The organism is Cycloclasticus pugetii PS-1, from assembly GCF_000384415.1.
Classification (GTDB): domain Bacteria; phylum Pseudomonadota; class Gammaproteobacteria; order Methylococcales; family Cycloclasticaceae; genus Cycloclasticus; species Cycloclasticus pugetii.
Map to the genome: position 1 here is coordinate 374,292 of NZ_ARVU01000001.1, position 15,639 is coordinate 389,930.

The 15,639-nt window shown below is 42.0% G+C and carries 14 protein-coding genes; 7 read left to right on the top strand and 7 right to left on the bottom strand.

The window, feature by feature from the left end; translation table 11 throughout:
• The first annotated feature begins 4 nt into the window (after window positions 1-4).
• The 3 genes from ftsA (at window position 5) to lpxC (ending at window position 3,525) form a co-directional block, all read left to right on the top strand.
• On the top strand, window positions 5-1,234 hold the full coding sequence (gene ftsA, locus CYCPU_RS0101860) for a cell division protein FtsA (protein ID WP_015005182.1): 1,230 nt from the start codon (window positions 5-7) through the stop codon (window positions 1,232-1,234).
• A 49-nt stretch (window positions 1,235-1,283) separates the two neighbouring features.
• Complete coding sequence (ftsZ, locus tag CYCPU_RS0101865) at window positions 1,284-2,450, top strand: cell division protein FtsZ (protein WP_015005183.1); 1,167 nt, start codon at window positions 1,284-1,286, stop codon at window positions 2,448-2,450.
• Window positions 2,451-2,610: 160 nt separating this feature from the next.
• Complete coding sequence (lpxC, locus tag CYCPU_RS0101870; protein WP_016390939.1) at window positions 2,611-3,525, top strand: UDP-3-O-acyl-N-acetylglucosamine deacetylase; 915 nt, start codon at window positions 2,611-2,613, stop codon at window positions 3,523-3,525.
• A 1-nt stretch (window position 3,526) separates the two neighbouring features.
• Here lpxC and CYCPU_RS0101875 read toward each other — a convergent pair whose 3' ends face one another.
• On the bottom strand, window positions 3,527-3,967 hold the full coding sequence (locus CYCPU_RS0101875; RefSeq protein ID WP_016390938.1) for a DciA family protein: 441 nt from the start codon (window positions 3,965-3,967) through the stop codon (window positions 3,527-3,529).
• A 27-nt stretch (window positions 3,968-3,994) separates the two neighbouring features.
• Between CYCPU_RS0101875 and CYCPU_RS0101880 the strand changes: the two genes are divergently transcribed.
• The 4 genes from CYCPU_RS0101880 (at window position 3,995) to CYCPU_RS0101895 (ending at window position 9,977) form a co-directional block, all read left to right on the top strand.
• A complete protein-coding gene (locus tag CYCPU_RS0101880) occupies window positions 3,995-4,906 on the top strand; it encodes a M23 family metallopeptidase (protein ID WP_020161769.1) in 912 nt (303 codons plus the stop codon).
• 139 nt (window positions 4,907-5,045) lie between these two features.
• On the top strand, window positions 5,046-7,700 hold the full coding sequence (gene secA, locus CYCPU_RS0101885) for a preprotein translocase subunit SecA (RefSeq protein ID WP_020161770.1): 2,655 nt from the start codon (window positions 5,046-5,048) through the stop codon (window positions 7,698-7,700).
• 93 nt (window positions 7,701-7,793) lie between these two features.
• Complete coding sequence (gene argJ / locus CYCPU_RS0101890) at window positions 7,794-9,014, top strand: bifunctional glutamate N-acetyltransferase/amino-acid acetyltransferase ArgJ (RefSeq protein ID WP_020161771.1); 1,221 nt, start codon at window positions 7,794-7,796, stop codon at window positions 9,012-9,014.
• A gap of 27 nt (window positions 9,015-9,041) precedes the next feature.
• Entirely contained in the window at window positions 9,042-9,977 is a 936-nt protein-coding gene (locus CYCPU_RS0101895; protein WP_020161772.1) for a Nudix family hydrolase, read from the top strand.
• A gap of 23 nt (window positions 9,978-10,000) precedes the next feature.
• Here CYCPU_RS0101895 and yacG read toward each other — a convergent pair whose 3' ends face one another.
• From yacG to pilB, 6 genes are read right to left on the bottom strand one after another with little or no spacing between them, the layout of a single operon-like run.
• Entirely contained in the window at window positions 10,001-10,189 is a 189-nt protein-coding gene (gene yacG / locus CYCPU_RS0101900) for a DNA gyrase inhibitor YacG (protein ID WP_020161773.1), read from the bottom strand.
• Between the two features lies 1 nt (window position 10,190).
• Complete coding sequence (gene zapD, locus CYCPU_RS0101905) at window positions 10,191-10,958, bottom strand: cell division protein ZapD (RefSeq protein WP_026362552.1); 768 nt, start codon at window positions 10,956-10,958, stop codon at window positions 10,191-10,193.
• Window positions 10,959-10,998: 40 nt separating this feature from the next.
• Window positions 10,999-11,604: a dephospho-CoA kinase gene (gene coaE, locus CYCPU_RS0101910; RefSeq protein WP_020161775.1), complete on the bottom strand. Its 606-nt coding sequence runs from the start codon at window positions 11,602-11,604 to the stop codon at window positions 10,999-11,001.
• A 6-nt stretch (window positions 11,605-11,610) separates the two neighbouring features.
• Window positions 11,611-12,486 (bottom strand): prepilin peptidase, encoded by an 876-nt coding sequence (locus CYCPU_RS0101915; RefSeq protein WP_020161776.1) that lies wholly within the window; start codon window positions 12,484-12,486, stop codon window positions 11,611-11,613.
• A 29-nt stretch (window positions 12,487-12,515) separates the two neighbouring features.
• Entirely contained in the window at window positions 12,516-13,736 is a 1,221-nt protein-coding gene (locus CYCPU_RS0101920; protein ID WP_020161777.1) for a type II secretion system F family protein, read from the bottom strand.
• A 5-nt stretch (window positions 13,737-13,741) separates the two neighbouring features.
• Window positions 13,742-15,451 carry a type IV-A pilus assembly ATPase PilB gene (gene pilB / locus CYCPU_RS0101925; RefSeq protein ID WP_020161778.1) on the bottom strand — a complete coding sequence of 570 codons (1,710 nt, stop codon included), beginning with the start codon at window positions 15,449-15,451 and terminating at the stop codon, window positions 13,742-13,744.
• Window positions 15,452-15,639 lie beyond the last annotated feature (188 nt).

The following is a 15,639-nucleotide window of genomic DNA, read 5'->3' on the forward strand; positions in this document are numbered from 1 at the left end:
AACAATGAAGAAAAACAGTGATAAGAATTTAATTGTTGGTTTAGATATAGGTACATCTAAAGTGGCGGCCATTGTGGGGGAAATAACCCCAGATGGAACGATTGATGTCATCGGTATCGGAACCAATAGTTCGCGAGGTTTGAAAAAAGGCGTGGTGGTTAACCTCGAGTCTACAGTGCATTCAATTCAACGCGCTGTAGAAGAGGCTGAGTTGATGGCGGGGTGTCAAATTCACTCAGTATTTGTGGGGATAGCAGGCAGTCACATCAGTAGCTTGAACTCCAGTGGCGTGGTGGGTATTAAAGAAAGCGAAGTGATTCCATCAGACATAGAGAGAGTGATTGATGCGGCAAGGGCAGTGGTTATTCCTGCGGATCAAAAGATTCTTCACATCATGCCACAAGAATTCATTATCGATGGACAAGAGGGCATTAAAGAGCCTGTTGGAATGGCGGGCATCAGGCTGGAAGCAAAAGTACATATTGTGACCGGCGCAGTGAGTGCAGCGCAGAATATTATTAAATGTGTAAGGCGTTGTGGTTTAGAAGTAGGCGATATCATTTTAGAGCAGCTGGCATCGAGCAGTTCGGTGCTCACGGATGATGAAAAAGAACTGGGCGTTTGTTTGGTTGATATTGGTGGTGGCACGACGGATATTGCAGTTTTTTGTGATGGCTTTATTCGCCACACCGCGGTTATTCCAATTGCCGGAGACCAAGTTACTAATGATATCGCTGTTGCATTACGGACGCCTACCCAGCATGCCGATGAAATTAAGTTGAAATATGCATGTGCGCTGACTCAATTAGTTCAAGAGGACGAAATGATTGATGTGCCAAGCATAGGCGATCGGCCGGCACGAAAAATTTCACGTGGAAATTTGGCTGAAATTATTGAGCCTCGCTATGAGGAATTAATGATGCTTGTACAGGCTGAGCTGAGGCGCTCGGGCTACGAGGACATTGTTGCCGCAGGGATTGTGCTAACGGGCGGCAGTGCAAAGGTAGAGGGATTGGTTGAATTGGCAGAAGAGGTATTCCACATGCCCGTTCGCCTGGGTTATCCGCAGTATGTGTCTGGTTTAAGCGAGGTGGTTCGTAATCCGATATATGCAACCAGTGTTGGGTTGTTGTTGTTTGGGCAGCAAAATAGTGTGGCAAGTGGTGGAGAGGTGAAAAATGGTTTTGAAGCTATGTGGGAAAAGATGAAGAGCTGGTTTCAAGGTAATTTTTAACGATAAATAGAGACTTTAGTATTTAGATTAACAAGATAGGGGAATTGATATGTTTGAATTAATGGATGCACATACACAAAATGCAGTAATTAAAGTCATTGGTGTTGGCGGTGGCGGTGGCAATGCCGTGAATCACATGGTTAATAGTGCAATAGATGGTGTGGAATTTATTTGCGCCAACACAGATGCGCAAGCTCTAAAAGACACACCAGCTAAAACGGTATTGCAGTTAGGTAATAATAGTACAAAAGGCTTGGGTGCAGGCGCGAACCCTGAAGTGGGCCGTCAAGCAGCGATTGAAGATAGAGAGCGAATTCAAGAAGTAATCGTCGGTTCTGATATGGTCTTTATCACAGCAGGAATGGGTGGTGGAACAGGGACAGGTGCTGCGCCAATAGTGGCCGAAATAGCAAAAGAAATGGGTATCTTAACAGTAGCTGTAGTGACTAAGCCTTTCCCATTTGAAGGCAAAAAAAGAATGTTATTGGCAGAACAAGGGATAGAGGAATTAGCACTTCACGTTGATTCATTAATTACTATTCCGAATGAAAAGTTATTGCACGTACTGGGCAAAGAAATGAGTCTGCTAAATGCCTTTAAAGCGGCGAATGATGTTTTGCTAGGCGCTGTACAAGGGATTGCAGAATTAATAACCTGCCCTGGCTTGATTAATGTCGACTTTGCTGACGTTAGAACTGTTATGTCAGAAATGGGTGATGCGATGATGGGAACAGGTAATGCAAAAGGAGAATCTAGAGCACGCGAAGCTGCAGAAGCGGCCATTCACAGCCCCTTGTTAGAAGATATCAATGTACAAGGCGCTCGCGGTATTTTAGTGAATATCACGGCTGGATTAGATATGTCTATAGGTGAATTTGAAGAGGTCGGTCAAGCGATTAGAGATTTTGCATCGGATGATGCGAATGTCGTTGTCGGTACGGTTATTGATCCTGATTTGTCAGACGAAATGCGAGTAACTGTTGTTGCAACTGGTTTAGGTGGCAAGGCAAAAGTGGCTGAAGAACCAACGCCGATTGTTCAAGTGAAAAGAGAAGCCATTAAAACGGCTGACCTGAAGGAAGAGGATTTTGATATTCCAACAATCATGCGTGATGGAAAAGCGGAAATGGCGGATCAAAAAACCAGTGGTATAGATAATACCTTAGACCCTGCTTATTTGGATATACCTGCGTTTTTAAGAAGGCAAGCCGATTAGTTGAGACCGTGAACCGCCCTTGGATATTGAAATGTGTTGAGGGCGGTAAAATAACTGAGTACGTGGCAATGCATGGCTTATTGTTAAATTGCAAAATGTGTTAATATCCCGCAATAATGACAATAAAAATAAATTGAATTTATCTGCTTGGGAGTTTTAAATGATTAAACAACGAACGCTGAAAAACGTGATTCGTGCTACGGGTGTTGGTTTACACAGTGGCGAAAAGGTTTATTTAACGTTGCGCCCTGCAGGCGTCAATGCCGGTATTGTTTTTCGCAGAATAGATTTTGACGAAGCAGTCGTTATTCCAGCAAAAGCAGAAAATGTAGGTGACACACAATTATCAACCACCTTGATACAAGGTGACGTACGAGTCTCTACTGTTGAACACTTGTTGTCGGCCATCGCTGGATTGGGTATTGATAATATTTACATTGATTTAAGTGCTGCTGAGGTGCCGATCATGGATGGCAGTGCAGGCCCGTTTGTCTTTTTACTACAATCGGCTGGTATAGAAGAACAAAACGCAGCGAAACGCTATATTCGTATCAAAAAAGAAGTCCGAGTAGAGGATGGCGATAAGTGGGCGAGCTTTGTCCCTTTTGAAGGCTTTAAGGTCGGGTTTAGTATTGAGTTTGATCACCCAGTATTTAAATCGCGTACACAAGAGGCGATTATTGATTTTTCTTCAACTTCATTCGTTAAAGAGATAAGCCGTGCACGTACCTTTGGTTTTATGAAGGATATTGAAATGTTACGTCAACGCAACTTAGCGTTGGGTGGAAGCATGGATAATGCCATTGTCGTCGATGATTTTAGAGTCTTAAACGAAGATGGCCTGCGTTATGAAGATGAATTTGTGAAACACAAAATTTTGGACGCTATTGGTGACCTATACTTACTAGGGCATAGCTTGATTGGTGAGTTTCATGGCCATAAATCGGGGCACGAGCTTAATAATAAGTTATTAAGAGAGTTGTTGGTTCAAGAGGATGCTTGGGAAGAAGTAACGTTTGAAGAAGATGACCAATTCCCTATTTCATATATAGAGCCATTACCTGCGGGTGTTTAAACTAAGATAGCTTGTTTTTTTGTAGTGTCTTGATGAGTTTATTCATGGAATGGGTTAACGAGTCTGCCTGTTCTGAATCGTTGGCTTCTGTAAGACACTTCAATGTATGACTGGATGGCGATTTAGGCAAAAGCGGTGTTTTTGCTGTGTGCTTAGATAGCACTTTAACCTTTAAAGTACGAACCCGTTCACCAAAGTAATTTGATAAGGCGTTTAGAATAGGTTGGCGTAGATACAGTAGTTTTGAAGCCCAGACAGAAGAGTCGGTGAATAAGATTACCGTGTTTTTACTGGCGGTGACATGCAAACAATGAGCTGCCAAATCTTCAGTTATTGATCGTTGAACAAGACGCAGAAGTGTTTTTTGTTGATGTAAGCTTTGCTGAATATGCTGTAAACCATTCAAGGATGACTTGTTGTTTTTGAAAGGTTGTTTAAACATATGTTGTTAAGATAAAAAATAAATAATATGCAAATTATACTGTTAACAAAAGGTAAAAAGAAAACCATCAACTTTTCTGCGATCCAGCAAAAAGTTATCTATGGGTTACTTGGTAGCTTTATTCTATTACTAGCAGTTTATTGGTATATGCCATCGGTGACCGAAGTTAGGTTAACCGAACAATCAGGGAAGGTATCTCAAGAGTTATTAACCCAGCGAATAGAGCTGGAAAGAGTGCGCGAGAAAACTCAAAATACGCTGGATAACCTTGCCTTACGAGTTGGGCAAATGCAAGCACAATTGACGAGGCTGAATGCGGTTGGTGAACACCTTGTTAAGAAGGCTAATTTAACGGCGTCAGAATTTAATTTTGACGAATTACCAGCTATCGGCAGTGCAGATTTGCCGGACTCAGCAGAAAGTTTTACAGAAAACCAATTGCTGCATGATATTCAAGTACTCGATAAACAGTTATCTTTACGCGAAAAACAATTAACGTTATTGGGTGTTTTTTCGGCAAATAAAGAGTTGTCTAAAGAGGTTCGCCCAGCAGGGTTACCAGTCGCAAAAGGATGGTTGTCATCGTATTACGGTTACCGAGCAGATCCATTTACTGGCAAGAAAAAATTCCACCATGGTGTCGATATTGCAGGCAAGACAGGGACCAGTGTTTTAGCCGCTGCATCTGGCTTGGTGACCTACGCGGGGAAAAAAGGCGGTTATGGTTATTTAATTGAAATTGACCATGGCTCAGGGTACGTCACCCGCTATGGGCATAATAAGGAAATAGTGGTCAAATTAGGCGATGTCGTTAAACAAAATGATGTTATCGCTAAAATGGGGTCAACGGGTCATTCTACCGGGCCACATGTTCACTTTGAAGTAATGCGCAACGGTAAGAAGGTGAATCCTCGTAAATACCTGTATTCTTCAAGCTAAGGCAGTACTTACTCCTACGTCCTTTTACATTCTGATTTAAAGCGTTATGAATAGGGCTTGAATGGGCCTAAAAAGCAGGTTTCAGTGAACCATATGCGGTATCATTTGGTTTTTCGTTTCACACTAAAGTTTATTTGTAATGATTTCAAATATCGTAAAGAAAGTTTTTGGTAGTCGTAATGATCGGTTGGTAAAAGCAAAACAAAAAACCGTTAAAAAAATTAATGAGATTGAAGCATCAATCAGTGCCTTAAGTGACACTGAGTTGAAAGCGAAAACGGATGAATTTCGTGCTCGACTTGAACAAGGTGAAACACTCGACGCATTAATCGTTGAAGCGTTTGCAGTGGTTAGAGAAGCTGGTGTTCGCGCCTTAGGCATGCGTCATTTTGATGTGCAGCTAATTGGCGGGATGGTGCTTCATGATGGACGCATCGCCGAAATGAAAACCGGTGAAGGTAAAACACTGGTTGCCACGTTATCAGCCTATTTGAATGCATTGCCCGGTAAGGGCGTTCATATGGTGACAGTGAATGATTACTTGGCTGAACGTGATTCACAATGGATGGGGCAGTTGTTCGCCTTCTTAGGCATGACAACGGGTGTGATCGTCAATTCGATGAGCCCTGAACAGCGACGCGAAGCCTATGCAGCAGATATTACATACGGCACTAATAATGAGTTTGGCTTTGATTACCTTCGAGACAATATGGCATTTGGTGTCGAAGACAAGGTTCAACGTGAGCTGCATTACGCGATCGTTGATGAGGTTGATTCAATCTTAATTGATGAAGCAAGAACACCACTGATTATTTCAGGCCCAACAGATGATAAAAGTGATTTATATATCAAGCTTAACGAGTTGGTAAAAGACCTTACAGAAGAGGTTGAGTCGCAAGAGGGTGGTGAGTACACCGTTGATGAGAAGTCGAAACAAGTCTTTTTGACAGAGTTAGGCCATGAAAAAATTGAAGAACTACTGACCAGTAGCGGCCTATTAAGTGAAAATGAAAGCCTATACGATGCCACTAATATTGGGTTGATGCATCATGTATATGCTGCATTACGAGCCAGTGCGCTGTATCACAAAGATGTCGATTACATTATTCAAAATGGTCAAGTGGTTATTGTTGATGAGTTTACTGGAAGAACAATGCCGGGCCGGCGCTGGGGCGAGGGGCTTCATCAAGCAGTAGAGGCAAAAGAAGGCGTTAAAATTCAAAGTGAAAACCAAACGATGGCGTCTATTACATTCCAAAATTATTTTAGGATGTATGACAAATTATCGGGAATGACCGGTACTGCAGACACCGAAGCATTTGAGTTTCAACAAATTTATGGTTTGGAAGTTATTGTTATTCCAACACACCGTGGGATGGCGCGTGAAGACGCCGGGGATCTTATTTATTTAACAGCGAAAGAAAAATACGAAGCGGTTATTGAGGATATCGAAGATTGCTACCAACGAAAGCAGCCAGTATTAGTGGGTACAACCTCTATTGAAGTTTCTGAATATATATCGTCCAGCCTAACCAAGAAGAAGGTGCCTCATGAGGTGCTTAATGCTAAACAGCATGAACGTGAAGCACAAATTATTGCCAATGCCGGTGCTTTAGGGGCGGTCACTATTGCGACTAATATGGCCGGACGAGGGACCGATATTGTTTTGGGTGGCAAGAGCGAAGACGAGTCATCTGAAGTATGGCAAAAAAAGCATCAGGCAGTACTAGATGCCGGTGGTCTCCGTGTAATTGGTACAGAAAGGCATGAGTCGCGCCGGATAGATAATCAGCTAAGGGGCCGGTCAGGGCGTCAAGGTGACCCTGGTGCAAGTCGTTTTTACTTATCGTTAGAAGACAGCTTAATGCGAATTTTTGCCTCAGAACGTGTATCTGGTTTGATGCAAAAACTGGGTTTAGAAAAAGGTGAGTCGATTGAGCACCCTTGGGTGAGTAAAGCGATTGAAAATGCTCAACGTAAAGTAGAAGGGCATAACTTCGATATTCGTAAGCAACTTCTTCAATACGATGATGTGGCGAATGATCAACGTCGAGTGATTTATGATCAACGTAATGAAATTATGGAGGCATCAGATATTGCCGATACTATTGTTTCTATACGTGAAGATGTCGTTAACCAATTAATTGATGTGTATATTCCAGCACAATCAATCGAAGAGCAATGGGATATTGCAGGCTTACAGGCTGCTCTTGAGGATGAGTTCTCCTGCAAGCTTAATATTCAAGAGCTATTAGATACAGATGATAGCTTGCATGAAGACAGTCTGCGCGAGCTAATCCTAAAAACAATCAGCGATGACTATGCAAAAAAAGAAATATTAGCAGGTGCAGAGGTGCTTCGGCACTTTGAAAAATCGGTGATGCTGCAAACATTAGATTCGTTGTGGAGGGATCACTTAGGTGCGATGGAACATTTAAGACAGGGTATTCATCTACGTGGTTATGCACAAAAAGATCCGAAACAGGAATATAGACGCGAGGCCTTTGAGCTCTTCACATCGCTATTAGATACATTAAAAAGAGATGTTGTTCAGTTGGTAACAAAGGTCCAAGTTCGTGCAGAAGAAGATGTTCAAGCCGTTGATGAGCAACGTCGTATTCATCAAACCATGGAATACAAGCATGATGATGCAAATGCCTTAGGTGAAGAAAAGAACGATGAGCAAGCCGACAAGGCACAGCCTTTTAAACGTTCGGATAAAAAAATTGGCCGGAATGACCCTTGCCCATGCGGTTCTGGCAAGAAATTTAAACAGTGCCACGGCAAGCTGTGAGGCTACGTTAAGCGCTCGTTTGAGTAAGGTGGCTTTTTATAGTCTAAGGGCTACTTAACTTTATATCTATAACTGTTTATTAGGAGCTTAATCATGCCTGTAGGCGGAACTGTCCCTTTAGAATTAAAAGCAATATCAGGTGTTCGCATTGGCACCGCATCAGCGGGTATTTCACAAACTGTACGTGACGACCTAACGCTATTTGAACTGACTGCGCAAACACAGGTTGCGGCTGTTTTTACAAAAAATAAATTTTGTGCAGCGCCCGTTACAGTGGCTAAAAAACATTTAGCCGAAGACTCTCCACGTTATCTACTGATTAATTCAGGCAATGCAAATGCTGGTTTGGGCGGCGCAGGTTTGTTGACAGCGCAAACATGCTGTGCAGAACTTGCAAGCAAGGTGAATGCTAAAGAAACACAGGTATTACCGTTTTCAACAGGAGTGATTGGTGAACCGTTACCAGTAGACAAGCTTGTAGGTGGTTTGCAAACGGCAGTAGATACCTTAAGCGAACAGCATTGGCAAAAAGCGGCTGTAGCCATTATGACAACCGATACCTGTGAAAAAGGCTGCTCTCGTACATTGCAGTTGGATGGCACAGAGGTCACCATAACGGGCATTGCAAAAGGCTCAGGCATGATAAGGCCAGATATGGCGACGATGCTATCTTATGTTGCGACTGACATGCCGATTGGCAGAAAAATCCTCGAGGTTATGCTGAAGGAGGCTGTGGATGTCTCTTTTAACAGTATTTCGGTAGATGGTGATACGTCAACAAACGATGCTGTCGTATTAATGGCAACCGCAGCGGCTGATATAGAGCCGATTGAGACGCAAAGTGATAAACGGTACCCAGTGTTTTTAGCAGCATTAAAACAGCTGTGTAGTTATTTGGCCGAAGCAATTGTAAGAGATGGAGAGGGCGCTACAAAACTAATAAACGTTCAGGTTGAACAAGCTTATACAGCAAGTGATGCAAAGGAAGTGGCTTATACGGTTGCGCATTCACCATTAGTGAAAACCGCCTTTTTTGCCTCAGACCCTAATTGGGGGAGGATTCTAGCCGCCGTAGGTAGAGCGAACATAGCAACAATAAATGTTGATGCGGTTTCAATTTACTTAAATGATATTTGTATTGTTAAGGCCGGTAAGCGTTCAGCTGACTATACTGAAGAGCAGGGCCAAAAGGTTATGAATCAAGAAGAAATTTGTGTTCGTATTTGTCTGGCTCAAGGAGACTGTTCATCCCGTGTATTAACTTGCGATTTATCTTACGATTACGTCAAAATAAATGCTGAGTACCGCTCATAAAGTATTAGACATAGTATTGATATACAGATGTTAAAGGTAGCGGTCGGGGTTATAAAAAATCAATACAATGAGGTGCTGATTAGTAAGCGCTCTAAGAAGGCGCATCAAGGTGGCTTGTGGGAATTTCCGGGTGGTAAAGTCGAAGAAGGCGAAAAGACTGAAGACGCGTTAAAAAGGGAGCTACTAGAAGAGTTAAATATAGAGGTGTTAACGGCAGTTCCCTTTATACAGGTGAAGCACGATTATAACGATATAGGTGTGTTGCTTGAGGTGTACCTGGTTGAAAGCTTTCAAGGCAAGGCATGTGGAATGGAAGGTCAACCGATTAAATGGCTTGCGATCGATTCGTTAGACAAAAGCTCATTTCCTGCAGCAAACAAGGCGATCATCGATGCGTTGAATTTACCTCGGTATTATCCAATTGTTGATGAGTCTATAGGCGCAGAAGAAGAGATGTTAAGCCATTTAAAGACCTTAATATCAGGCGGGTATACGATGATTCAATGGCGAGCAAAGTCGCTTAATAAGAGTGGCTTTAAACACTTAGCTGAGCAAGCGATGGCTCTTTGTAAACGTAACAATGTTCGTTTATTTATTAATAGCAGTATGACTGATGCATTAGAGATGAATGCTGAGGCGATACACTTAAGTGTTAACGAGGTGCTAGCTATGAAAAATAAAGCCAGTTCACTGGAAGGTGTTTTGCTGGCCGCCTCTTGCCATAATGAACAAGAACTAAAAGCAGCAAAGGAACTGGGAGTATTATTTGCCGTGTTATCACCTGTATGTGCAACACAAACGCATATAGGCATGAAGCCTTTAGGCTGGCCGCAGTTTAAGTCGTTAAGTGAGGCTGTGCCGCTACCTGTTTTTGCTCTAGGGGGTGTAGGGCCAGAAACGTTAGATAAAGCGCTGTCAAATGGTGCTTATGGTGTGGCTGGTATAAGAGCATTTGGCAGGTAACAGTCAATGCCCGTGGGCAAAGCTTAATGTTCGAACAGTTGGTCGTCCTCAGCTGGGTGTGCTTTTTCTCCAGCAATTGCATGTTTTTCTGAAGCCCATTCCCCTAAATCAATTAATTTACAGCGCTCACTGCAAAAAGGTTTAAAGGTTGAGGCTTCATTCCAAGGCACGGCTTTGCGGCAAGTAGGGCAGTTAACGGTTTGTGTTTTCATTTTAGAGTTGGCAGATACTTAATGTAAAACGAATGTCTTCATCTATTTGACTGGGTCTTTCTGTTTCAAGGGGCAACATAAAGCGGACTGTAAAGCGGTGCTTACCACCACTGATTTCAGCAAAATACTCAGAGGAAAGGTTTAAAGAAACCCGAAGTAAATGAACCGGATGGTTAGTATCCAAGCTTTGTTGGTAATAGCCAGCACGTGCAATTTTTTCGGTCGGCATGGCGCTATAGCGAATAAATTGCAGTAATAGCGAGATAGATTGCCGAATTGGTGTGAGATGAGCGGTCCAGTGTTGTATCTGCTCGCGACGAACGCTTAATGGCTTATTAAGCCAAAAATGGTAAGCTGGCAGGTCAAAATCGCAGGTACCACCAGGGATACTGTTGCGCTGTGATAAGCACTTTAATAAGTCAACTTGCCCTAAGACCTGATCAATTCTTCCGCTAGATGTTAAAAGCTGGCGGTTTAATGAATTGAGTTGGTCAATGCTTTGCTCTAGTTTTTCGCGGTCTACTTTTGGGTTTTTAGCAAAAATGACAAGGCACTTTGTGTGTCGTTCAATTTCTTTTGTAATTTCATTTCTTAGATCTGTTCTGCTTGAGATGGTAAGAATATCAAGTAAACAACTCAGCTCTGCTCTGTTTTGCCATTCTCCGTCATGTTGAGAAAAATGTAACATTTGCTCGAATAAATCCTCTAGCCGCAAAAAGGTGCGGATACGTTCACTAAGAGGTAGTTCGTAAGTGATCTGTTCAGACACAAGTAATAGATAAATCCTAAAACGTTTATTTTGCAGGATATTATTTGGTTTTTCCAGCGCTCATTTCTAAGTAGACGTTATGTAGCTGCTCTACTTTTTTTTCTAGACTATTTAATGACCCAACATTGGTGATAATATCATCAGCCTGACTGAGGCGGAATGCGCGGGTACATTGAGCGTTCATAATTGAGTTAATCATAGAATCACTCAGTTGATCGCGTGCTTTAACGCGTTTAATTTGAGTGGCTTCTGGGCAATCAATGACCAAGATGCGGTCAATGTTTGCTTGGTGCTTGGTTTCTAGTAGAAGAGGAATACTTAAAATACCATAAGGATAGTCAAAGCTAGCCAAGGTTTGGTACATGGTTTTGTAAATAATGGGATGGAGTATGGATTCTAAGGTTTCTTTTTTGCTGGGGTTGTTAAAAATTAAATCACGTAAGTAGTCCCTATTTAGTGCACCACTCGGTAAAAGAATGGAATTCCCAAAGGCTTGTTGCAGCTGGAGGAGGGCGGGTTGTCCTGATTGTACAATGGTGTGGGAGATAATATCTGCATCCACCACGGGGACGTTTCTTTTTTCGAACAATTGGGTGACAGTCGATTTGCCACAGCCAATACCCCCCGTTAAACCAATGGTTAACATACGATGTTATAAGCCGACAAACTGGAGGTAAGTTAGGTTAATTTTTTCGCCCCAGATCAACGCAATAAACGCGGCAATAGATAAATAGGGGCCAAATGGTATGGGTATGTTCTTATCTCGTCCGTGAATAATGATGAGTGTTATTCCAATGATTGCACCAGCTAAAGCAGATAACATAATGACCAGAGGTAACATTTTCCAGCCCAATAAAGCGCCAATAGCGGCAAGTAGCTTAAAGTCACCGTAGCCCATCCCTTCTTTACCGGTGATTAATTTAAATAACCAAAAAACTGACCAAAGACTAAGGTAACCGGCAAGTGCGCCGATGAGTGCGGTTTTAGGTGTGATGAAAATTTCAAATAGGCTGATGGATAACGCAAACCATAAAAGTGGAAGGGTGATAGAGTCGGGCAATAGTTGAGTGTCAAGGTCTATCAATGTTAGGCAGATTAACGCCCAGGTAAATAATAAAGCGACGCACATTTGTAACGACACGCCAAACTGTACGGCAATGAGAAGCGACAAAAGAGCAGTGATTAACTCGACGGCGGGGTATCTCATTGAGATAGCTTGTTGGCAGTTTTTACATCGCCCTTGTAGAAATAAGTAACTCAAAACGGGAATGTTTTCGAGTGCGCTAATAGGGTGTTGGCAAGAAGGGCAGCGTGAACGCGGTTGCGATAAATTAAAGGCCGCTGGTGAAGGATTATTTGTATCTTCTTGCTCAAGAAAGGCGAGGCATTCTTGGCGCCAAGCATTTTGTAACATGATGGGTAGCCGATAGGCGACAACATTAAGAAAGCTACCAACCAGAAGCCCTAGTAAGCAAACGGTTAAATAGAATAAAAAGGGGTTTTGTTCAAGCGCTTGGATAATGCTCATGTAAGACGGTTAAGCCGTTAGGTGTATTATTAAAAAACAGACCCTAACATAAAGATAGGCAGGTACATGGCAACAATTAAACCACCCACTAAGATACCGAGAATAGCCATAATTAAGGGTTCAATAAGGCTAGATAAGGAATCCACAGCGTTGTCGACCTCTTCTTCATAAAAATCAGCCACTTTACCAAGCATGCTTTCGACCGAGCCTGCTTCTTCGCCAATAGCGACCATTTGCACAACCATATGAGGGAAAAGGCCTACATTTTTCATGGCTTGTTGTAATTGGATGCCGGTCGCCACTTGTTCTCTCATTTGTAAAACGGCTTCGGAGTAAACAATGTTTCCGGTTGCCCCTGAAACAGACTCTAGTGCTTCTACTAAGGGTACGCCAGCAGCAGACATGGTGGACAACGTTCTAGCATAACGAGCAATGGCTGCTTTGTTCATGATGTCGCCAATAATTGGCATTTTCAGTATCATTCTATCGAGCAGGTGGTTAAATTTACGTGAACGTTTTTTAACTTGCATTAGAACAAATACAACACCGCCCATTATGCCAAAGACAGCCCACCACCACTCTTGCATAAAACGAGACAGTTCGACGACCATTTGTGTAAACGCCGGTAAATCTGCACCAAAGCCGCTAAATAAGCTTTCAAACTGAGGCACCACAAAAATCAATAAGATTGCGGTAACAATAACGGCCACTACTAATACTGAAATAGGATAGGTAAGGGCTTTTTTGATTTTAGCTTTTAAGCTTTCTGTTTTTTCTTTATATTCAGCAATTTTGACAAGTAAATCTTCGAGAATACCGGCATGTTCGCCAGCTTCTACTAAATTACAAAATAGCTCATCGAATTGAAACGGGTATTTTCCTAAACTTTCAGCGAGTGTTGACCCGCCCTCAATGTCTGATTTAATGTTGGCAAGCATATCTTGCATGGCAGGCTTTTCGTGCCCTTTGCCAATAATATCAAAAGATTGTACTAATGGAATGCCGGACGCCATCATGGTTGCTAATTGACGGCTGAAAACCGCGATATCTTTAGGAACAATTGGTTTTTGACCCATGCTACCAAAAAGTGCTTGAGGCTTTTTCTTAACCTTAATAGGGCGAATCCCTTGACGCCTCAGTTCTGCTTTAACAAGGGCATCACTTCGGGCATTTATTTCCCCTTTGCTGCGGTTGCCTTTATTGTCGGTTCCTTCCCAAATATAGGTAATTTTTGATGCACTAGATGCCATAATGTTTAATCTTTAGTGATTCGGTTTATTTCTTCTATGCTGGTAATACCAGCGATGACCTTTTTAAAGCCAGACTCCCTGAGTGTTAAAACGCCCTCTTGTGCAGCTTGTTCTTCAAGTTCAGTTGTTAAACCACCTTTAATGATAAGGTTTTCCATGGCTTCAGAAACAGGCATCACCTGGAAAATGCCAATACGGCCCTTATAGCCGTTAGTGCAATGATCACAGCCTACAGCCTTGTAAGTTGTTAATCCTTCAGCTTCTTCAGGGCTAAAGCCTTCTTTGATTAATAACTCTGTTGGTAATGTCTCTTCTTTTTTACATTTATCGCATAGTTTTCTTGCTAAACGTTGCGCCATAATTAATAACACAGATGCTGCAATATTGTAGGGTGGAACGCCCATTTGGTTTAAACGGTTTAAGGTTTGTGGGGCATCGTTTGTGTGTAATGTAGATAGAACAAGGTGACCGGTTTGTGCGGCTTTAACAGAAATTTCAGCGGTTTCAAGGTCTCGAATCTCACCGACCATGATTATATCTGGATCTTGGCGTAAAAAAGCTCGAAGCGCTTCAGCAAAGGTTAAGCCAGTTTTTGGGTTTACGTTGACTTGGTTAATACCCGATACAGTAATTTCAACCGGGTCTTCAGCTGTTGAAATGTTGATGTTTGGGTCGTTTAATAAGTTAAGCGCGGTATAAAGGCTAACGGTCTTACCACTACCGGTAGGTCCTGTCACCAAAATCATACCGTATGGCTTTTTGATAGCGGTTAGAAAAGCTTCCTTTTGAGTTTCGTCAAACCCAAGTTGCTCAATACCGACTTGTGCGCTGGTTGGGTCTAAAATACGCAGCACGATTTTTTCACCATATAGAGTAGGGCAAGTATTAACACGGAAGTCGATGGCCCTTTTTTTCGATAAAGCCATTTTAATACGACCGTCCTGTGGAATACGGCGTTCTGAAATATTCATCCGCGACATCACCTTAATTCGTGATATCAGTTTGTTTGAGATATTAACTGGTGGTGAAGCAATTTCTTTTAAAATACCATCTTGCCGAGTTCGGATTCTAAAACTTTTCTCATACGGTTCAAAATGAATGTCTGATGCACCTTTTTTAATGGCATCCAATAAGATTTTATTAACAAATCGCACAACGGGTGCGTCATCAATTTCACTGTCAAGATCGTCAACCGGTTCTGCATCGGGGTCATCGAAATTGATATTTTCAAGGTCGTCATCCAATAAGTCACTCATGGATGTATCTTCATCATCCATGGCGGTGTCAATAACACGTGCTAACTTATCCTCTTCAACAAGAATGGCTTCGGTGCTCATCCTTGTTTGGAACTTTATTTCATCAAGCGCTTGAAGGTTAGTCGGGTCAGATACGGCAACAAACAGCTTATTGCCACGTTTAAATATCGGTAATGCATGGTGTTTACGAACTAATTTTTCGTCAACAATACCTTTGGGAATAACGTCCTTGCTCAGTGCTGTAATATCAAATAATGGAACGCCAAACTCTTCAGAAGCAGAAAGAGCAATAATTTGACTATCTAAAACTTTTTTCTCTACAAGAAAGCTAACAAAAGGTCTTTTCTTTTTATAAGCCTCCTCAGAATATTTGAGTGCAACGTCTTCAGTAATTAGACCGTCTAAGACCAATCGTCTTGCTAAGCCACCTAAATAAAATTTTTCGCCGGATACAGCCATGTTAAATCGATTAATTTCCTATAGTTAGTACATAATAAACGATACTTTAACTAATATTAGTAGAAAATAAGGTTTAATGCAGTAAATTACAGTGTAATTATAAAAAAACTGGTCACTCTCGGTTTGAGAGTGGCTAATGATTGAATTTCTGAAGGTGTAATATAGTTTCATAAACCGATAGGGCTATG

What these genes read in the sequence shown, in the direction of transcription:
- CYCPU_RS0101895 (WP_020161772.1), top strand. Translation starts at nt 9,042, where the DNA reads ATGTTAAAGGTAGCGGTCGGGGTTATAAAAAATCAATACAATGAGGTG.
- CYCPU_RS0101875 (WP_016390938.1), bottom strand. Translation starts at nt 3,967, where the DNA reads ATGTTTAAACAACCTTTCAAAAACAACAAGTCATCCTTGAATGGTTTA.
- CYCPU_RS0101880 (WP_020161769.1), top strand. Translation starts at nt 3,995, where the DNA reads ATGCAAATTATACTGTTAACAAAAGGTAAAAAGAAAACCATCAACTTT.
- CYCPU_RS0101920 (WP_020161777.1), bottom strand. Translation starts at nt 13,736, where the DNA reads ATGGCATCTAGTGCATCAAAAATTACCTATATTTGGGAAGGAACCGAC.
- pilB (WP_020161778.1), bottom strand. Translation starts at nt 15,451, where the DNA reads ATGGCTGTATCCGGCGAAAAATTTTATTTAGGTGGCTTAGCAAGACGA.
- coaE (WP_020161775.1), bottom strand. Translation starts at nt 11,604, where the DNA reads ATGTTAACCATTGGTTTAACGGGGGGTATTGGCTGTGGCAAATCGACT.
- ftsZ (WP_015005183.1), top strand. Translation starts at nt 1,284, where the DNA reads ATGTTTGAATTAATGGATGCACATACACAAAATGCAGTAATTAAAGTC.
- yacG (WP_020161773.1), bottom strand. Translation starts at nt 10,189, where the DNA reads ATGAAAACACAAACCGTTAACTGCCCTACTTGCCGCAAAGCCGTGCCT.
- ftsA (WP_015005182.1), top strand. Translation starts at nt 5, where the DNA reads ATGAAGAAAAACAGTGATAAGAATTTAATTGTTGGTTTAGATATAGGT.
- CYCPU_RS0101915 (WP_020161776.1), bottom strand. Translation starts at nt 12,486, where the DNA reads ATGAGCATTATCCAAGCGCTTGAACAAAACCCCTTTTTATTCTATTTA.
- secA (WP_020161770.1), top strand. Translation starts at nt 5,046, where the DNA reads ATGATTTCAAATATCGTAAAGAAAGTTTTTGGTAGTCGTAATGATCGG.
- argJ (WP_020161771.1), top strand. Translation starts at nt 7,794, where the DNA reads ATGCCTGTAGGCGGAACTGTCCCTTTAGAATTAAAAGCAATATCAGGT.
- lpxC (WP_016390939.1), top strand. Translation starts at nt 2,611, where the DNA reads ATGATTAAACAACGAACGCTGAAAAACGTGATTCGTGCTACGGGTGTT.